Below are 17615 nucleotides of genomic sequence, written 5' to 3' on the forward strand. Positions count from 1 at the left end.
GCTAATGGCTACACGATTTATACTAATTGTAATTGCAGCAACAATTCTCAATTGTCAGTTGGCAGTTGTCAATTTGGTTAACGCACAGGTTAATTACCAGCAACAATACTCCAATGCCAAATCACTTTTTAAGGAAGGCAAGTACAGCCTGGCAATGGAAAGTTTTAAATCATTGATTGCGTACGACAAAGAAAATCCGTTTTCTGAGTATGCTTCCTTTTACTATGCGTTGAGTGCGTATCAACAGGGATATAAATCCGTAGCAAAAGACATGCTGCTTCAAATCCGTCAGTTGTATCCTGCCTGGGATCAACTGGATGAGGTGAGTTTATGGTTGGGTAAAATTCAATTTGATAATAAAGAGTACTTCCAGGCCATGAACCAGTTAGGGGCTCTGAAAAACCAGAAGCTTCAAAAGGACATTCAGCTGATCAAGAAGACGGGCCTGGCTTCGCTAACGGATGTACAAACGTTGATGCGTTTACATGAAGAGTATCCAAAAGATGCCATAGTCGGTGAACGATTGGCTGCAGAACTTTCTAAAAGTGGACTGGGAAGGGAGGAGCAAGAGTTGTTGGAAAAACTGGTTTCAACATTTAAGCTAAAAAAGTCTGAATACGTAACAGGTCCGCCTCCAACCATATTCAAAGACATATACAGTGTTTCGGTTTTGTTTCCGTTTCAAGTGAATACCCTGGAGCCAACCCTTTCACGCAAGCGTAACCAAAGTATTCTGGATTTGTACGAGGGTATGAAACTGGCGGTAGATACCCTGAAGAAGATGGGAATCAACATCAGCTTGCGCGCATACGACACAGATCGCAATCCTGAGAAAATAAAATCGATTCTTGAATTGGATGAATTAAAACACACCGACCTGATCGTTGGTCCACTTTTTCAGGAAGAGAATGATGCGGTGCAGGAGTTTTCCAGAAAGAATAAAATCAACCTGTTTAATCCGGTTACCAATAATTTTGATTTGGTAAGTGATAATCCCTTTGGTTTTCTTTTTCAACCTTCATTGGAGACCCTGGGTGAGCAATCGGCAAAATTCATGGGCGAATTTCTGACCAATAAAACATGCATGGTGTTTATGGGTAATACCAGTCGCGATTCCGTGCTCGCCATGAGCTTTTTGAACGCGGCACTAGACACAGACCTCAAGATTACCCAGATAAAGGGCTTTACCAAGGAATCATCAGGTGAAATTCTTAAAATTCTGGCTACGCCAACTGAGTTTGATGAGTTTAAATATCCAACTCAATTTACGTTACCGAAAGATAGCCTGGGCGGTATTTTCGTTGCCTCTGATGATCCGCTTATCTACACGAAAGTAATAAGCAGTGTGACCACGCGAGGCGACAGTGTGTTGATTTTTGGCTCGGAAAGCTGGCTGGATCAAACCACTGATTATGAAAAACTAAATGCCCTGGGCGTAGTTATGTTTGCCTCTAACTTCACGTCACCGGAACATAATCTGTATAATTATTTCCTTCAAAAATTTACGCGAACACATGGCCGTACAACCAGCACTTTGCCGTATACTGATTACGCAAAGATTGGGTTCGACTTTATGTACTTTGCGGGCCATATGCTTAAAAAGTACGGGGTGTATTTTCAAGGAGGATTGAACAACGGTGAAATTCCCGGATACCTGACGGAGGGTTATGATTTTCAACATAGCCGCGACAACCAACATGTGCCCTTTATTCGTTTTAATAATGGTCAATTAGTACGGATTACACCTGCAGACAAGTGATGGATTTGAGACAACTCTTAGCCTACTTTTTTCTTGTCATCATACTCAATGTGGTCTTCTTTCACCCATTGGAAACTTTTCAATATGGATTTAAAGAACACGAGGAGGATCCAATCAACTCCATGACCGAATTTGTGGTAGAGGTCTGCCTTGATATTGAAGACATGCAGCCTGGAGATGAACGGGAATCTGAGTCTGAGCAGTTCAATGGTTTTACAAAACTCATCACAGTTTTCAATGGCGGATTTATTTATCGACTTCCACACGTGACATCTTTCCGTTCCCAAAAGCAAATGCCAAAACAAGAAATACTTTTTATCTGTAAAGGTTTCTTTGCCGTGTTTAGCCCACCACCAGATTTTTCATAGTATACACATGTATTCAATCCGAATGCTCTTGTCAGCATTCTGATCTAATCATTTTAAGTTTTTAATCACTTTTTACTATGAAACAATTTCACAGTGTGTCACTGTTGTTGGCAATATCTTTTTATTCTTTTGGTCAGGTTGCTGATTCGCTTCATAAACAGCAATCAAAACATGTTAAAGTTCGGCATGCTGAACCGCTTTATATTGATTTAATCCGTGACCTTGGCGCACACAAGGGTGAACGTGAGTGGAACGTGGGTTTTGGTATGGTGGATAACCTCCGTTACGATAAATACATTGCGCTTGTTGAATATGAGTGGGCACCCGTCAACCGACTCGGATTGGAGGTTGAGCTTCCGTTAACCATCTACACAGCCACTACCAATGGTGCAAATGCTGAGAAGCCTTCCAATCGGTTAGAGTCAGTGAAAACTGCAGCTCAGTGGACTTTTCTTGTGTCGCAAAAACACCAAGCCTCGTTTGCCTTAGGTTATTTAAATGAATTGGAATTTACTGACCTGAATACCATTAGCCGGTCGGAAGCTTTTAATGGTAATTTGTTCAATCCGTTTCTGGTGGCTGCCAAACGATGGGGCGATTTCCACAGCCTTGTGTACACAGGCCCCAAAACCCACCTGGATTTCAAAACGCGAAAGTGGAACACCCGGTTTGAGTGGAATACAAGTTTCCATTATATGATACCCGGATCACGTAATTTTATTGGAGTAGAGTTGAATAAGGAGTTTTTTGAATCCGCCTACGAAATGACCATCCGTCCTCAAATGCGACTGGTTATTCACGATGCGCTGATGATCGGGATTGTGCAGGGCATACCTGTTTCAAAAGATCGTGAGCGGCTAAGTTCCTTCTTGCGGCTCATCTATGAGCCTCGTCATAGGCGGTAACGGGCCGTGGAATCTGTTTATTTTTAAGGAGAATCTTACATCCGCGGGGTTACGGGGGCTATTAAACCCCCATTTATCCCCATAATTTTCTTACTTTTACCTGTTATAGAAACTTTCTTATGAGAAAAGGGAAGCACTTTTTTGCAGTTATGGGCCTGCTATTTTTTGGTTTTGCGGCCTTAGGTCAGGATGACCGGAAAGATAAAACTGCGGTAACCTATGAAGAACTGTACGATGAGCCTTACTCCATTAATAAGCTCTTTGTCGGGTTTCAACCACTCTACGGGGAAATATTCGCTACGAATATTAATGCCGGTTTTGGCTTTGAGGCACAGTATTTTCTTCAGGATAAGATGAACTTCAAGGCGCAGTTCAGAAAAACCTACAGTAAAACATTTTACGATTTCTCCCGCGACCTGGCACAGAAAATCAGCGATGTGGACAACCGCACCGAAGTGTACAACTACTATGAATTTGGTGGAACCTATCACGTTAAGGATTTTGAGTCCAGCTCGAAAACAAAAATGTTTTTATATAAAAACAGCTACAAGGGAAATAAGTGGGCTGCACGTGTTCCGTTGAATGCCGAAATACCTTGTAAAGTGAGAAAAATTTATGGCGTGCGCCTGGGTGGTATTATTTGGGATAGCTCAACCGATATTAACCGCGCATTGGATGCACAGGACCTAACACATGCCGATCTTCAGGATGCGGAAGGTGATGGACTTCCGGATAACATTGATGTATTCTCTAACATCGCCTCAAAGGGATTATATGTTGGAGGTTCCATGACATGGATCCGCAACGTGGCGGTAAGTTTCGATAAATTTGAAACCGGTGTAGATGACCTTATTCTAACCACCTATTTCGATGTTCTCGTTTCACCCTGGATTTCATTGGATGATGTGGTCTATCAGGGTGAAGTGTACAGCATTGATGCGATTAAAACCAACAAGATTGGTTTTCGTGCCGGTATTGAAGGAAGATTTAACCGCGTATTAAGCTGGTCGTATGGAGGTGAGATTGGTTACCGCCCCAGCATTGATGGCCGCGGCTTTTTTGCCTTGTTAAAAATCAGCTTCCCGGTGTATAGCACCAACCTCGATTACAAAGTAGAGGCATTCGGTAAATAAGCTAACTGGTGGCCTGGGATATTCTCATTCAGAATATTAAGGGACTCGTTCAGGTCAGAGAAAACATTTCCTTGCCGCTTAGGGGTATGGCCATGGGTGAGTTGCCTGTGTTGGAAGATGCTTACCTCGCTATCGAAGGCGATCGCATATCAGCCTATGGTGCGATGCACGATTTGCCTAATGAATCTGCGAAACAAATTATTGACGCAACCGGTCGTTTTGTTTTTCCCTCCTTTGTTGATTCACACACCCACCTGGTTTTTGCGGCAAGTCGCGAAGAAGAGTTTGTGATGAAAATAAAGGGGGCAAGCTATGAACAGATTGCTGCCGCTGGTGGTGGAATTTTAAACTCAGCCAAAAAACTTCAGCAAATTTCAGAGGAGGAATTGTTTGAACGTTCACTGGTGCGTGCGCATGAAATTATTCGGCTGGGTACAGGCGTAGTAGAAATTAAAAGCGGATATGGATTGACACTGCGTGATGAATTGAAGATGCTTCGCGTGGCCAGGCGCATTGGAGCAGAGACACCACTTAAAGTAAGAACTACGTTTCTGGGTGCCCATGCTGTTCCAAAAGAATTGACAAAGCAGGAGTACATTAAACAAATACTCGAAGAGATGATTCCAGCTGTTGCCGAAGAGAATCTGGCCGATTACATCGATGTTTTCTGTGAACAAGGATTTTTCTCACCTGAAGAAACGGAACAAATTGTTGAACGCGGAAAAGCGTTTGGTATGAAACCCCGCATTCACGCCAATCAACTTCATCGCTCAGGCGGGGTACAAGTAGGGGTAAAGACGGGCGCATTAAGTGTAGACCACCTGGAAAATATTGGTGAGGAGGAGATTGAATTGCTCAAGGCAAGTGATGTGATGCCAACCGCGTTACCGGGTGCGGCTTTTTTTCTGAGCTTACCTTTTCCGCCTGCCCGCAAGATGATTGAAGCTGGCTTACCATTGGCTATTGCGTCAGACTATAACCCAGGAAGCTCGCCCTCCGGCAACATGGCACAAATGGTTGCACTGGCTTGTATTAAAATGAAACTGACACCTGAAGAAGCCATAAATGCAGCAACCCTTAATACAGCATGCACATTGGAATTATCCGATCAGTACGGAAGTATCACGAAAGGAAAAATAGCCAATGTGTTTATTACCAAACCTATTCCTTCTGTTGCTTACCTTCCATATGCATTTGGTAGTAACGTAGTGGATACGGTAATCCTAAATGGCAAAGTCGTATAGTCTACCCAAATGACTCAAATCCAAACACCTAATTCTACTACGGTTTTCTTACCTCAACGGAGAATGTGATGGTACTGCTTATAGAGGCAGCTACCGAGCAATATTTTTCCAGCGATAGCGCTGCCACTTTGTTCAGCTCCTCTTCCTCAACATCGGGAGAGGTGATGATGTATTTGCAATGAATGTCGGTGAACCTGCGAGGGGTTTCATCCCTGCGGGTGCCCGTGGTTTCGATCACAAAGTCGGTTATGGTCTTTTTTCTTTTTTTAAGAATAAGTACGATATCCACCGCGCCACATCCGGCTACCGATGAAAGCAAAAGTTCAGTGGGTGATTGTGCTTGCTTTTTATCGGCTGAGCGCATATCCATCCGTACGGCATGTCCTGCCGCATTGGTGGCTTCATACACCTCATCTTCAAGCATTCGGGTAACTATTTTCATAGACAGGAACGTTATTGTTTTAATTATGTAGGTACTCCTTTATTTTTGGCAAGTTATAAAAATCCACCGATGACGCTCGAGCAAAGAATAAAAGCAAGCATTCGCGATGTTCAGGATTATCCCAAGCCGGGTATTGTGTTTAAGGATATCACCCCTGTGCTGTCAAACCCCGAACTATTTCGGGAAGTTGTGAAAGAAATGGCTGATCATTTTCGCAGCAGAAAGATTGACGCCATTGCTGCTGTGGAGGCCCGTGGCTTCATTTTGGGAGGCATTTTAGCGCATGAGTTGGGTTGTAGCTTTTTACCGGTGCGGAAAGTGGGGAAGCTTCCGTACACAACACTTTCAGAGAAGTACACCCTGGAGTATGGCACTGCGGCCATTGAAATGCATGTGGATGCCGTAAAACGAGGATGGAATGTGCTGATTCACGATGATCTGTTGGCCACGGGTGGAACAGCCGGTGCTGCTGGCCGTTTGGTAAAGCAATCGGGTGGGGTGGTAGCCGGATTTTCTTTCCTGATTAATTTGTCTTTTTTACCCGGGTACACCCTTCTTGAACAAGAATTTGGTATTCAGCCTGATTGTTTGGTTACATATTAACCATTCAGGGAGTTAAGTGTTAAAGCATTATGGCTCGCATAACCACCATTCCCATGTTTCCGCTTTCGCTTTTGCCGCTACCGGGTGAATTGGTGCCGTTGCATATTTTCGAGCCCCGGTATAAGCAACTTTTGGAAGATGCCGAAAACGCAGATATTCATTTTGGTATTTATTTCAACAATACCATTAACGAAGAGAAGATCGGTTCATTGATGAAGTTGGAGAGTGTAATCAAGCGTTATCCCGGTGGCGAGTCGGATATTATTGTGAAGTGCCTGGATAATTTCTATTTGCATAAACTGTATCGCACATTTAAGTCGAAGTTGTACCCGGGTGGAGAAATTACCTGCTGGGAGACTGATCATCACGCGTTACCGGGCGCCAGACTAAGCGAGCAGTTCAGGGATTACTTACAGAAACGAAAAATCACCAGGCATGAAGCCTTTTTTAATGTGTTCTCAATAGCGCAAGAACTGCACCTGGATATTCAGGAGCGATATAAATTACTCACCGAGGAAGAGCATGGTAGAGAAAAGTTTTTATTGTCAAAAATAAAGTTTCAGCTTCACGTACTTCAGCGCGAAGAAATCAGCAAGGACTCGTATCATTTAAACTAAAAAAGGCTACCCGTTCGGGGTAGCCTTTTAACCCAACGTTCAGGAGATTACTTTCCTTCGGCTTTCGCCTTTGCTTTTGCAAAATCTCCTGCTTTTACCATGTTTAGCTTGTCGTAACTCAAATGCTTTTTCATGGCAGCGTTTATTTCTTCTACGGTTAGTGCCTGAACCTTCTTTTCCAGCTCGGCATCCCACTCCATGGTACGACCGGTAAACAAGTAGTTGTTTAGTGTGCCTGCAATGGAGGCATCTTGTGCCCGACCAACCGTTCTGGATTGTAGCCAGCCTGATTTAGCGGCTTCAACTTCTTCAGCTGTAAAGCCTTCATTAACTGCCTTCAAAATCTCCTCTTTAAAGGTCTCTTCCAGTCGTCCAACATTTTCAGGAGCATAAATGGCATAGGCTGTAAAGCTTCCTACTTTATCCAGGTTTCCTGCACTGAAGAATGATCCAACACCATAGCTGATCCCCTCTTTTCCACGAATCCGTGAGAACAATCGTGAAGCAGTACCACCACCTAACATGTAGTGACCAAGCGTTAAGGCTGCATAGTCGGGTTCGGCATCACTGTACTCCCAGGAATAACTGGCAAGGAAAAATGCATTAGCCTTATCGGGAGTTTCAATTTTTTCATCGATGGGTTGTACATTTTTAATCCTGGCCTCCAAGCGTTTGTAGTTGGCAGGACTTTTCCAGTTACCAAATTGCTCGCTGATAAGGGCGCTGATTTCGCTAGCATCAAAATCGCCTGAGATGGCCAGTGTGGCATGGTTAGTTCCATAGAATTCTTTATGGAATTTTTTTACATCGTCAAGCTTCAGGGCGTTGATTGCAGCCAGCGATTCATCGAAATCTTCGGCATAACGCGGATCACCCTTGGGATATGGTGAGGTATGCTTCTGTAAACGGATGGAGGCTGCGGCCTGTGGTTCGCTTCGTTGCGATTCAATTGCGGCAATCTCTTCAGCTTTTAACTTTTCAAATTCTTCGGCTGGAAATGAAGCTTCTTTTAAAATCTGGCTTACCAGTTTAATGGTTTCAGCCAGGTTAGGGCGGGTGGTTTCGATGTTAACACTTACAGATGTTGCACCACCAAAGAAATTCACACGTGCTTTCAGCCTGTCAAATTCATCTTTAATTTGTTGACGCGTCATTTTCGAAGTGCCTTTGTCAAGCATACGCGCTGCATACTGTCCGGTTGTACCTTTGTTCATCAGGTTTTTCTCATCACCGAAACGTAAAGTCATGCGGAATTGCACAGACTCTCCGCGCGTTTTCTTTGGCAGGTAGGCCACCTTCATGCCATTGGCCAGCGTGCTACGCTGAGTGCGTGCTTCAATGTTAGTGGGTGAAGGGTCAAATTCCTCGCCACTGGCAACGGCCTGCTTACCTTTATAATCTTTTACCAAAGCAGCTACATCCGGTTCGCCTGGAATTTCAGCGCGATCAGGTTTTTCAGTTGGAATAAAGTAGCCAACGGTGCGGTTATCATCTTTCAGGTAGTTCTTGGCTACACGCAGAACATCATCGGGTGTAACTTTTTCTAACCGATCGCGGTACAGAAAGAATAATCTCCAGTCACCCATAGCAATGTATTCACTTAAAAATACACCTATGCGATCAGCATTATTAAAGTTTAGTTCAAACTGTTTCAGTATTTCTGTTTTTGCTCGATCAACCTCTTCTTTGGTGGGGGGAGTTGTAACTACATCGTTAAACGTTTTCACCATCGTGTTTCGGGCATCTTCAACAGACTTCTCTTTTAATACTTCAGCAAAGGCCATCATCAAACCCGGCTCTTTTGATGAACGGGTCAGTGAGAATACTGCACTGGCTTTTTTAGTATCGACCAACGACTTGTATAACCGACCAGAAGGCTGGGTGGTCATGATGTTTGAAAGTATCGAAAGCGGGGCAAAATCTTCATGTGAACCTGGCGAAATGTGGTAGGCGAGTGCAACGTACTGAACATCACCAACACGTTTTACAGTCACTGTTCTTTCACCGTCCTGAACAGGTTCGCGTGTATAAAAGGGAGCAAGTTCCCGATTAGGTTTTGGAATTGCACCAAAAAACTCGTTGATGTAATTCAGTGCTTTTCCCTCATCAAACTTTCCTGCAAGTACAACCACAGCATTATCTGGCTGATAGTACTTTCTGTAAAAGGCTTGCAAGCGATCGATAGAAACATTTTCAATATCGGAGCGTTCGCCAATAGTGGATTTTCCATAGCTATGCCATTGGTAAGCCGTACCGGAAAGTTTTTTGAATAATACACCAATCGGGCTGTTTTCTCCGCTTTCATACTCATTGCGTACAACGGTCATTTCGCTGTCGAGATCTTTTTTGGCGATGAAGGAATTCACCATCCGATCGGCCTCCATTTCGATTGCCCACTTCAGATTTTCTTCTGACGCTGAAAGGGTTTCAAAATAATTGGTACGGTCCAATGACGTTGTGCCATTGAAACTTGCACCCCGATCCTCCAGTTCCTTCATAATATTGATCGGATACTTAGGGGTTCCTTTAAAAACAAGGTGTTCCAGCAAGTGTGCCATACCCGTTTCTCCATAGTTCTCGTGCTTGGAGCCAACCAGGTACGTCACGTTTATGGTAAAGGTTTGCTTTGAGGCATCCGGAAATAGTAGAACGCGGAGGCCGTTATGCAGCTTGTATTCTGTGATACCTTCAACAGAAGTGACTTTTGCTGGAGGGGGAGTTTGTGGTTTAACTTCGGGTGAAGGAGCAGTTGTTTCTGCCGGTTTCTTGTCGGGGGACTTGGATTTCTTCTTTTGTGCAAAGCCATTTCCGGCCAGCAATAACAGAAGAATCCAAACAAAAATCTGTCGTTTCATCATAGTTTGGGTTTTTTAGTTTGAGGTACCCAAAGTAGTAGGATAAGCCCTTATATCCAAAGCACATTAACCCAATTTTGTTCGCTTTTGGGATAGTTCTGTTCACGATTGAACGATCAGAAAAACCATTGCCCTTTTTAGCCATGGTTATTTTAAAGATCAACATCCCAAACTTATGCGTATGCGCTTGCTAAAATCCGATTTTTTTTGACTTAACGATATTTTAACGCAAATGCTGAAACCGAAAATGAATTTTAGCGTCTATAGTGTAGTATAGAAAGCAGCGTAAGTGGGTATGCGAAAGATGTTGTTAATTTTTTGTTTGCAGATACTGTCAATAGCAACATGGGCCAATGGTACTTTGATGGATATGCCGGAGAAAATTCCAGGGGTAACCTTCATCACCAAAGATGCTACGGTTGAGGTGTTGTATTCATCCAGTGAATGGTGTAGCACAAAAATTGAAATCAGAAATTCATCCGGCCAGGTTGTGTTTTCTGAAATTGTCCGCGCGCGCAATGGATTCTCCAGGCCGTATAATCTATCAGGTTTACCGCCTGGTGTTTACAAGGTGAGTGTTTCAAATGACCGTGAGTCGGGTTCAGAGAAGGTAATAGTCAGAAAGAAGCACCGACAGACCAGCACAGTAGTTACAGCGGCAGGATAGTTCACCTCCGTAAACGTGTGCATAAACCAAACCTCCTAAAAGTTGGTGGAATAGCTTTGTTTTTGATTTGATTGATCAAATCAGGATAAAAAATTTCCGCAAACGTTTTCTTACTCAAAAAATACGATTGTCTTACAATAGGGCAACCTTGGTTGGTGAAGCCCGTACATTTGCAGTGTAATTAAATTTAACAACTATGAAAACAAAATCATTATTACTTACAGCCCTGATGGCCGTGTCGTCTTTCCTGGCTGTTGCAAACGATGATCCGAGCAATACAGGTTTGTTTGTTATCTCCGGAAAATCGGGTGTTTACAAATTAATTTATGAAGGAGAGAAGCCTTCTGCAATGCTGCTTACTATTTCAAATAGTAAAGGCAAGGTAGTTTACAGTGAATCCGTAAGAAGCCTAAAAGGATTTATTCGTCCAGTAAACTTTAAAGGAATGGCAGCCGATACATACACCATTCAGTTGAAGCAAGGTGATAAGGTTCTTTCTGCTTCAGTAGACTATGCTCCTGAGCAAAAGTCGAACAAAGTAGCTTCCCGTGAAGTGGATGCCCGTAAGTTTGCCGTGATGGTTGCCAATGAGGGTACAGAGACAATTGAGGTCAGGATTTTTGACGAAAATCTGAACCTGATCAATACGTACCAGGAAACTGTTTCAGGTAGCTTCGGTAGAATTTTTAACCTCAGTGAAGTAAAGTCTAAGAAATTCACGTTCGAAGTTTACAATAGCGCTGGTTTGATTGAAACCCTGACATTCTAATCCATATTAGTTAATGATGAAAAGCCAGAGTGATCACTCTGGCTTTTTTTATTTTTTCTTTTTCTCCTGTTCTTTAAAATACTTGCGTAAAAATGCGCTCCGCTTTAATGCTTCCATATTTTCAGTGAATGAAGCAGTTCCTTCTTTTATGTTTTGCAGTGATTGCTGGACATCTTTAGCAACCGCAGTGTCGTAAAGTAAGAGCGGTAATGCTCCCTGACCTTGTTGTATAGTTTGAAGTACTATACTGACGCTATCTGAAACAGCCTGAAGTTTTGTGCCGGTTTGTTGAAGTTTAGTAAGTGTGTTATTTACCTGGTGCGCGGTTAAGGTGTCGTTTAATAGCCAGCCAATTGTACCTCGACCTTGATTGATTTCATTAGTAAGTGTGTTTAGCTCCTGAATAAGTTCGTTGGTTTTCTGCGCGGTTAACCGAAGATTTTTTACAGTCAACAATACCTCATTGCGCAAGGTGGTATCGTATAGAACGGAGGAAACCGTTCCCTTCCCGGTTTTGATTTGTTGGGTAATCTCCAGCAGATCATGTGTTAGCATGGCTGCATTATCGTTGGTCACGTTCAGGGTGTTGAGAATGTCATCTGTCTTAATACGACTGTAGGATTGAATAAGACTGTTGTTTTCAACGGGTAATGCCTGACCTTTTCCTGGGGAGATGTTAACAATCATGTTTCCCATCAGGCCATCGGTTCCAATTGTCGCCAAGGCATTTTGTTTAATGTGCTGGCGCAGACTTTCCTTAATGCGCATCCTTACTTCAATAACGGAGTCGTTCATAAAATTTACTTCTGTTACTGAGCCGGCATCTATGCCTGAAAATCTAACGTTGTTACCGGGTTGCAATCCGTTCACGTTATTAAAGTGAGCAGCAATTTCAAATGTCTCACTGAACATGTGTTGCTTTTGCCCGATCAGGTACACGGCAACCGTGAAAATAAGCACACCCAGGATGACGAATATTCCAAGGCGAATGGTGGTTCCGGTTGACTTTTCCATGGTTTTACGTTTATAGTTAAGTAAAGAAAGCCTTCACGGCTTCATCTTTTGATTGATATAATTCATCGTAGGTTGCTTCCGCATGATTTCGACCCTCATGTAAAATAACCATCCGGTTACTGGTAATTTTAGCGCAGCCTAAATCGTGGGTAATAATAATGGCAGCCGTGTTGAAGCGTTTTTGTATTTCGTTTATCAGCAAACTTATTTCTCTTCCCGTCACCGGATCTAATCCACTGGTTGGTTCGTCATACAAAATAATTTTTGGACGCATGATCAATGTGCGCGCAAGCGCAATTCTTTTTTTCATCCCACCCGAGAGTTCTTCGGGCATCATATCAACGGCATGCGCCAGTCCTACACTTTCCAGCGATTCCATCACCAATTCATGGATGGAAATATTCTTTACCTTTTCCGGATGCCTGCGCAGTGGAAACTCCAGGTTTTCACGCACCGTCATCGAGTCGTACAACGCACTGCCCTGAAACTGAAACCCAACTTCAGTACGCAATGCGTCAATTTCTTTCTGGTTTAGATCGGGTACGGACCGGCCCAACACATTAAGTGTGCCTTTATCGATAGCAATAAGTCCGATGATGCATTTAATCAATACAGATTTTCCTGATCCGGACTTTCCCATTACAGCCACGTTTTCACCTTGGCATACATTCAGGTTAAAACCTTTGAGCACATGGTTTGATCCAAAAGATTTCCATAAGTCTTCTATGGTTATGACAGGCTCGCGAGAATCGATGTTGACTGGTGCTTTCATCACAATTCGTAAAAGATATCGGTGATCAGAACGGCAATAAAATCAAGAATGAACACCAGCATGGAGCTGATAACAACAGCCGAATTTGCTGTCCGGCCTACACCTTCTGTTCCCTTTTTAGAGGTGAAGCCTTTGTAACACCCAACGATACCAATGGCAAACCCAAAGAAGAAGGATTTTGTAATGGATGGTATCAAATCACTAAACTTCAGGTATGTAAAAACATTGCTGAAGTATAATTGAAAGGTCACTTTTCCTTTGATAAGTTCAACCAGTGAAGAGCCGATGAGTGAAACCACATCGGAGAAGATTACCAATAACGGAAGCATGAGTATGCAAGCGGTGACGCGTGTAATCACGAGATATTTATAGGGATTGGTTCCTGAAACCTCCATGGCATCTATTTGTTCGGTTACTTTCATGGATGCCAACTCAGCACCAATTCCGGATCCGATTTTACCAGCACAAATCAACGCGGTTAATACCGGCCCGATTTCCCGAACAATAGCAATGCCCACCATTGAGGGCATCCACGATTCCGCACCAAACTCTACCAAGGTAGGTCGGGTTTGCAATGTGAGCACAACACCCATAATGAAGCCCGTAGCGCCAACCAGGCCGAGTGATTTATTTCCAATGAGGTAGCATTGGCGTAGCAGTTCCTTGAATTCATAAGGAGGAAAGAGAAATTCCTTCACATACCGCCAACTGAACAACGTCATTTGGCCGGTTTCCAGGAAAAATGTGCGTAAAGATTTAACTACACCCATACTTAAAAGTATCAGGTATGGTTAAAAAGCAGACTGATGTTTGTCAGCGATTAAACTGATTTATAGATAGATCAAAAGTCAATTTTCGATAGTCCATAGACCATTGACTAAATGCCATGGACTATGGACTAAAGACTACATGTTTCGCCTGTACTGTCCGCCTACTTCAAACAAGGCTTTGGTAATTTGCCCGAGCGAGCAAACCTTGGCAGCCTCCATTAATTCCTCAAAGATGTTTTTGTTTTGGATGGCAGCTTGTTGTACACGCTCCAGCATGGCAACTGTTTTATCGGCATGGAAGTGATGCAGGTTTCGGAGCATCGAAATCTGGTATTCTTTTTCTTCCGTTGTGGCACGTATTACTTCCTGTGGCAATACTGTTGGCGATCCTTTTGAACTCAAGAATGTATTCACCCCGATAATCGGATATTCGCCTGTGTGTTTTAATGTTTCGTAATACAAACTTTCTTCCTGAATTTTTCCACGTTGGTACATGGTTTCCATTGCCCCCAATACACCACCTCGTTCAGTGATGCGATCGAACTCCGATAGCACAGCTTCTTCAACAAGATCAGTAAGCTCTTCAATAATGAATGATCCCTGTAACGGATTTTCATTTTTGGCCAATCCTAACTCTTTATTAATAATGAGTTGAATAGCCATGGCTCTCCGCACGCTTTCTTCTGTAGGAGTGGTGATGGCCTCATCATATGCATTGGTATGAAGCGAGTTGCAGTTATCGTAAATCGCGTAAAGTGCCTGCAGGGTTGTGCGGATGTCGTTGAAGTCGATTTCCTGTGCGTGTAATGAGCGACCAGAAGTTTGAATGTGATACTTCAACATCTGCGAACGGGCATCCGCTCCATATTTGTTCTTCAAGGCTTTCGCCCAGATTCGTCTGGCAACGCGACCGATTACGGCATACTCCGGATCAACCCCGTTGCTGAAGAAAAAAGACAGGTTAGGAGCAAAGGCGTTGATGTCCATGCCTCTGCTTAAATAATATTCTACGTAAGTGAAACCATTTGCCAGCGTAAAGGCCAACTGTGTAATCGGGTTGGCACCAGCTTCGGCAATGTGGTAACCTGAAATGGAAACCGAATAAAAGTTTCTTACTTTTTTATCAATAAAGTACTGTTGTACATCACCCATTAACCGAAGGGCAAACTCTGTAGAGAAGATACAGGTGTTCTGAGCCTGATCTTCTTTTAAAATGTCGGCTTGTACGGTTCCACGCACCTGTGATAATGTCTCGGCTTTTATTTTTTCGTACACCTCTTTTGGTAGTACCTGATCTCCGGTAATACCAAGCAGCATTAACCCAAGTCCGTCATTGCCTTTTGGTAACGCACCCTGATAAGCAGGTCGTTCATTTTCTTTGCCTTTATAGAGGTCAGCAATTTTCTTTTTTACTTCTTCTTCCAGTCCGTTTTGCTTGATGTAGATTTCGCATTGCTGGTCGACAGCGGCATTCATGAAATAGGCCAACAGCATCGGTGCCGGACCGTTAATGGTCATCGATACGGAAGTTTTCGGATCGGCCAGGTTGAAACCGCTGTAAAGTTTCTTGGCATCATCCAGGCAGCAAATGCTTACACCCGAGTTGCCGATCTTACCGTAAATATCAGGTCGGTAATCCGGATCGTTACCGTAAAGGGTTACTGAATCGAATGCGGTTGATAAACGTTTGGCCGGCATGGCCAGACTTACATAATGAAAGCGTCTGTTGGTGCGTTCTGGTCCTCCTTCACCAGCAAACATGCGGGTAGGGTCTTCGCCTTCACGCTTGAATGGATAGATACCTGCCGTGTATGGAAATTCACCGGGCACATTTTCTTGCAAACTCCAACGCAACAAATCTCCCCAGCTTGAATATTTGGGAAGAACAACTTTTGGAATCTGTGTGTGCGATAACGATTCGGTGTGTGTTTGAATACCGATCTCTTTATCGCGAACCTTGAATTTAAAAACCGGTTCTTTGTATTTAGTTACTTTTTCTTTCCACTCTTCAATTAACTTCCAGTTTTTCGGATCAAGGTTGAGTTTGATCTTATCAAATTCTGCCTGAAGTACTTTTTTGATGTCGGCATCGGCAACAGACTCAATCGTTTTGTTGAATGCAAATAATTTTTCAGCTACAACCACCTGTTCATTTACCCATTCATCGTATTTGCGGTTGTTTTCTGAAATTTCACTGAGGTAGCGCGTACGGTGCGGAGGGATAACAAAAATCTTCTCCGACATCTCGCGGGTAATCTCAAACGATGATTTGAGATCAGCGCCAGTCTTTTCTACAACCTTATCAATAATGTGTTTATACAACTGATTCGTACCCGGGTCATTGAACTGTGAAGCAATCGTTCCGAACACGGGCATGTCTTCCGGTTTTTTATCCCAAAGTTGGTGGTTGCGCTGGTATTGTTTCTTTACGTCACGTAAGGCATCCAGAGCACCGCGTTTATCAAACTTGTTCAACGCAATCACATCGGCAAAATCAAGCATGTCGATTTTTTCAAGCTGAGTGGCAGCACCATACTCTGGAGTCATGACATATAGTGAAACATCACTGTGATCCAGTATTTCCGTATCGCTTTGCCCGATACCCGATGTTTCCAAAATGATCAGATCAAACCCAGCCGCCTTTAATATTTGTATCGCTTCCTTTACATAAGCCGACAACGCCAGGTTGGATTGACGCGTAGCCAGCGAACGCATATACACGCGAGGATTATTGATCGCATTCATGCGGATACGATCACCCAGCAGCGCACCACCGGTTTTGCGTTTGGATGGGTCAACGGAAATCAATCCGATGGTTTTATCTTTAAAATCAACTAAAAACCTTCGCACAATTTCATCGACCATGGAAGATTTCCCCGCGCCACCCGTACCGGTTATGCCCAACACCGGAGCTTTTGAAGTTGCTGCCTTTTTATTGATCTCGCTGAAGAAATCCTTATGCTCATCATAATAATTTTCCGCAGCTGAAATTGCCTGCGCTATCGGTACGTAATTGTTAATTGATAACTGCTTATTGCTAATTGTTTTCCCCGTTGGAAAATCACTCTTCTCCACCAAATCATTGATCATTCCCTGAAGGCCCAGTGCACGGCCATCATCCGGAGAATAAATTCGGGTAATGCCGTATTCCATCAGTTCTTTGATTTCATCGGGCAGAATAACTCCACCACCTCCGCCAAATATTTTAATATGTCCTGCGCCCTTCTCTTGTAAGAGGTCGTACATGTATTTAAAGTATTCGTTGTGCCCACCCTGATAGCTGGTCATGGCAATGGCCTGTGCATCCTCCTGAATGGCGGTGTTCACCACTTCTTCCACGCTACGGTCGTGGCCTAAATGAATAACCTCCACACCTGTCGCCTGAATGATCCTGCGCATGATGTTGATAGCGGCATCGTGCCCATCAAACAGGCTGGCAGCCGTTACAATACGAACTTTGTTTTTGGGTTTATAGGGTTCCGGGGCCTGATGGCCAGCCAGGTTGGGTTTGTCAGTTTTCTTAGGGGTAATGGTTTCCGTACTCATAGCTTCAAAGTCTTCAACAAGGCCAAAAATACGGACTAACACACGGTTTTACTAACGGGGGTTAGGATTCTAAAAGTGAGTCACTACTGCATTGAAGTGTACGATCTTAACCTGCCACCCGTACGTTAACATCCAAAACCGGACAACATCA

General features: G+C 43.5%; 15 protein-coding genes. 9 read left to right on the forward strand and 6 right to left on the reverse strand.

The window, feature by feature from the left end; all coding sequences use genetic code 11:
- Positions 1-4 precede the first annotated feature (4 nt).
- The 5 genes from QY309_02905 to hutI all read left to right on the forward strand — a co-directional run bounded on the left by QY309_02905 (position 5) and on the right by hutI (position 5409).
- Complete coding sequence (locus QY309_02905; GenBank protein WKZ60427.1) at positions 5-1759, forward strand: hypothetical protein; 1755 nt, start codon at positions 5-7, stop codon at positions 1757-1759.
- The gene (locus QY309_02910; protein ID WKZ60428.1) at positions 1759-2127 is read left to right on the forward strand and encodes a hypothetical protein; all 369 of its coding nucleotides are present in this window, start codon (positions 1759-1761) and stop codon (positions 2125-2127) included. The genes QY309_02905 and QY309_02910 overlap by 1 nt, the downstream gene beginning before the upstream one ends.
- Before the next feature lie 77 nt (positions 2128-2204).
- Positions 2205-3032: an HAEPLYID family protein gene (locus tag QY309_02915; protein WKZ60429.1), complete on the forward strand. Its 828-nt coding sequence runs from the start codon at positions 2205-2207 to the stop codon at positions 3030-3032.
- Between the two features lie 119 nt (positions 3033-3151).
- Positions 3152-4165 (forward strand): hypothetical protein, encoded by a 1014-nt coding sequence (locus QY309_02920; protein ID WKZ60430.1) that lies wholly within the window; start codon positions 3152-3154, stop codon positions 4163-4165.
- A gap of 8 nt (positions 4166-4173) precedes the next feature.
- The gene (gene hutI, locus QY309_02925; protein ID WKZ60431.1) at positions 4174-5409 is read left to right on the forward strand and encodes an imidazolonepropionase; all 1236 of its coding nucleotides are present in this window, start codon (positions 4174-4176) and stop codon (positions 5407-5409) included.
- A 37-nt stretch (positions 5410-5446) separates the two neighbouring features.
- Here hutI and QY309_02930 read toward each other — a convergent pair whose 3' ends face one another.
- Positions 5447-5851: an OsmC family protein gene (locus QY309_02930; GenBank protein ID WKZ60432.1), complete on the reverse strand. Its 405-nt coding sequence runs from the start codon at positions 5849-5851 to the stop codon at positions 5447-5449.
- A gap of 69 nt (positions 5852-5920) precedes the next feature.
- Between QY309_02930 and QY309_02935 the strand changes: the two genes are divergently transcribed.
- On the forward strand, positions 5921-6454 hold the full coding sequence (locus QY309_02935) for an adenine phosphoribosyltransferase (protein ID WKZ60433.1): 534 nt from the start codon (positions 5921-5923) through the stop codon (positions 6452-6454).
- Between the two features lie 29 nt (positions 6455-6483).
- Positions 6484-7071: an LON peptidase substrate-binding domain-containing protein gene (locus QY309_02940; protein WKZ60434.1), complete on the forward strand. Its 588-nt coding sequence runs from the start codon at positions 6484-6486 to the stop codon at positions 7069-7071.
- A gap of 47 nt (positions 7072-7118) precedes the next feature.
- On the opposite strand, the gene QY309_02945 is transcribed toward QY309_02940, so the two are convergent.
- Complete coding sequence (locus QY309_02945; GenBank protein ID WKZ60435.1) at positions 7119-9929, reverse strand: pitrilysin family protein; 2811 nt, start codon at positions 9927-9929, stop codon at positions 7119-7121.
- Positions 9930-10248: 319 nt separating this feature from the next.
- On the opposite strand from QY309_02945, the gene QY309_02950 reads away from it, so the two are divergent.
- Together QY309_02950 and QY309_02955 are read left to right on the forward strand one after the other, a co-directional pair.
- The gene (locus QY309_02950; protein ID WKZ60436.1) at positions 10249-10593 is read left to right on the forward strand and encodes a T9SS type A sorting domain-containing protein; all 345 of its coding nucleotides are present in this window, start codon (positions 10249-10251) and stop codon (positions 10591-10593) included.
- Between the two features lie 196 nt (positions 10594-10789).
- Positions 10790-11362, forward strand: coding sequence for a hypothetical protein (locus QY309_02955; GenBank protein ID WKZ60437.1), 573 nt, complete (start codon positions 10790-10792; stop codon positions 11360-11362).
- Between the two features lie 48 nt (positions 11363-11410).
- On the opposite strand, the gene QY309_02960 is transcribed toward QY309_02955, so the two are convergent.
- The 4 genes from QY309_02960 to QY309_02975 all read right to left on the reverse strand — a co-directional run bounded on the left by QY309_02960 (position 11411) and on the right by QY309_02975 (position 17464).
- A complete protein-coding gene (locus QY309_02960; protein ID WKZ60438.1) occupies positions 11411-12376 on the reverse strand; it encodes an MlaD family protein in 966 nt (321 codons plus the stop codon).
- A gap of 16 nt (positions 12377-12392) precedes the next feature.
- Positions 12393-13148, reverse strand: a complete 756-nt coding sequence (locus QY309_02965) for an ATP-binding cassette domain-containing protein (protein WKZ60439.1) — start codon at positions 13146-13148, stop codon at positions 12393-12395.
- Entirely contained in the window at positions 13148-13918 is a 771-nt protein-coding gene (locus tag QY309_02970; protein WKZ60440.1) for an ABC transporter permease, read from the reverse strand. Before QY309_02970 ends, QY309_02965 begins: the two co-directional genes overlap by 1 nt.
- Before the next feature lie 135 nt (positions 13919-14053).
- Complete coding sequence (locus QY309_02975) at positions 14054-17464, reverse strand: methylmalonyl-CoA mutase family protein (GenBank protein ID WKZ61676.1); 3411 nt, start codon at positions 17462-17464, stop codon at positions 14054-14056.
- Positions 17465-17615: the final 151 nt, after the last annotated feature.

This window comes from Cyclobacteriaceae bacterium, from assembly GCA_030584025.1.
GTDB lineage: Bacteria > Bacteroidota > Bacteroidia > Cytophagales > Cyclobacteriaceae > UBA2336.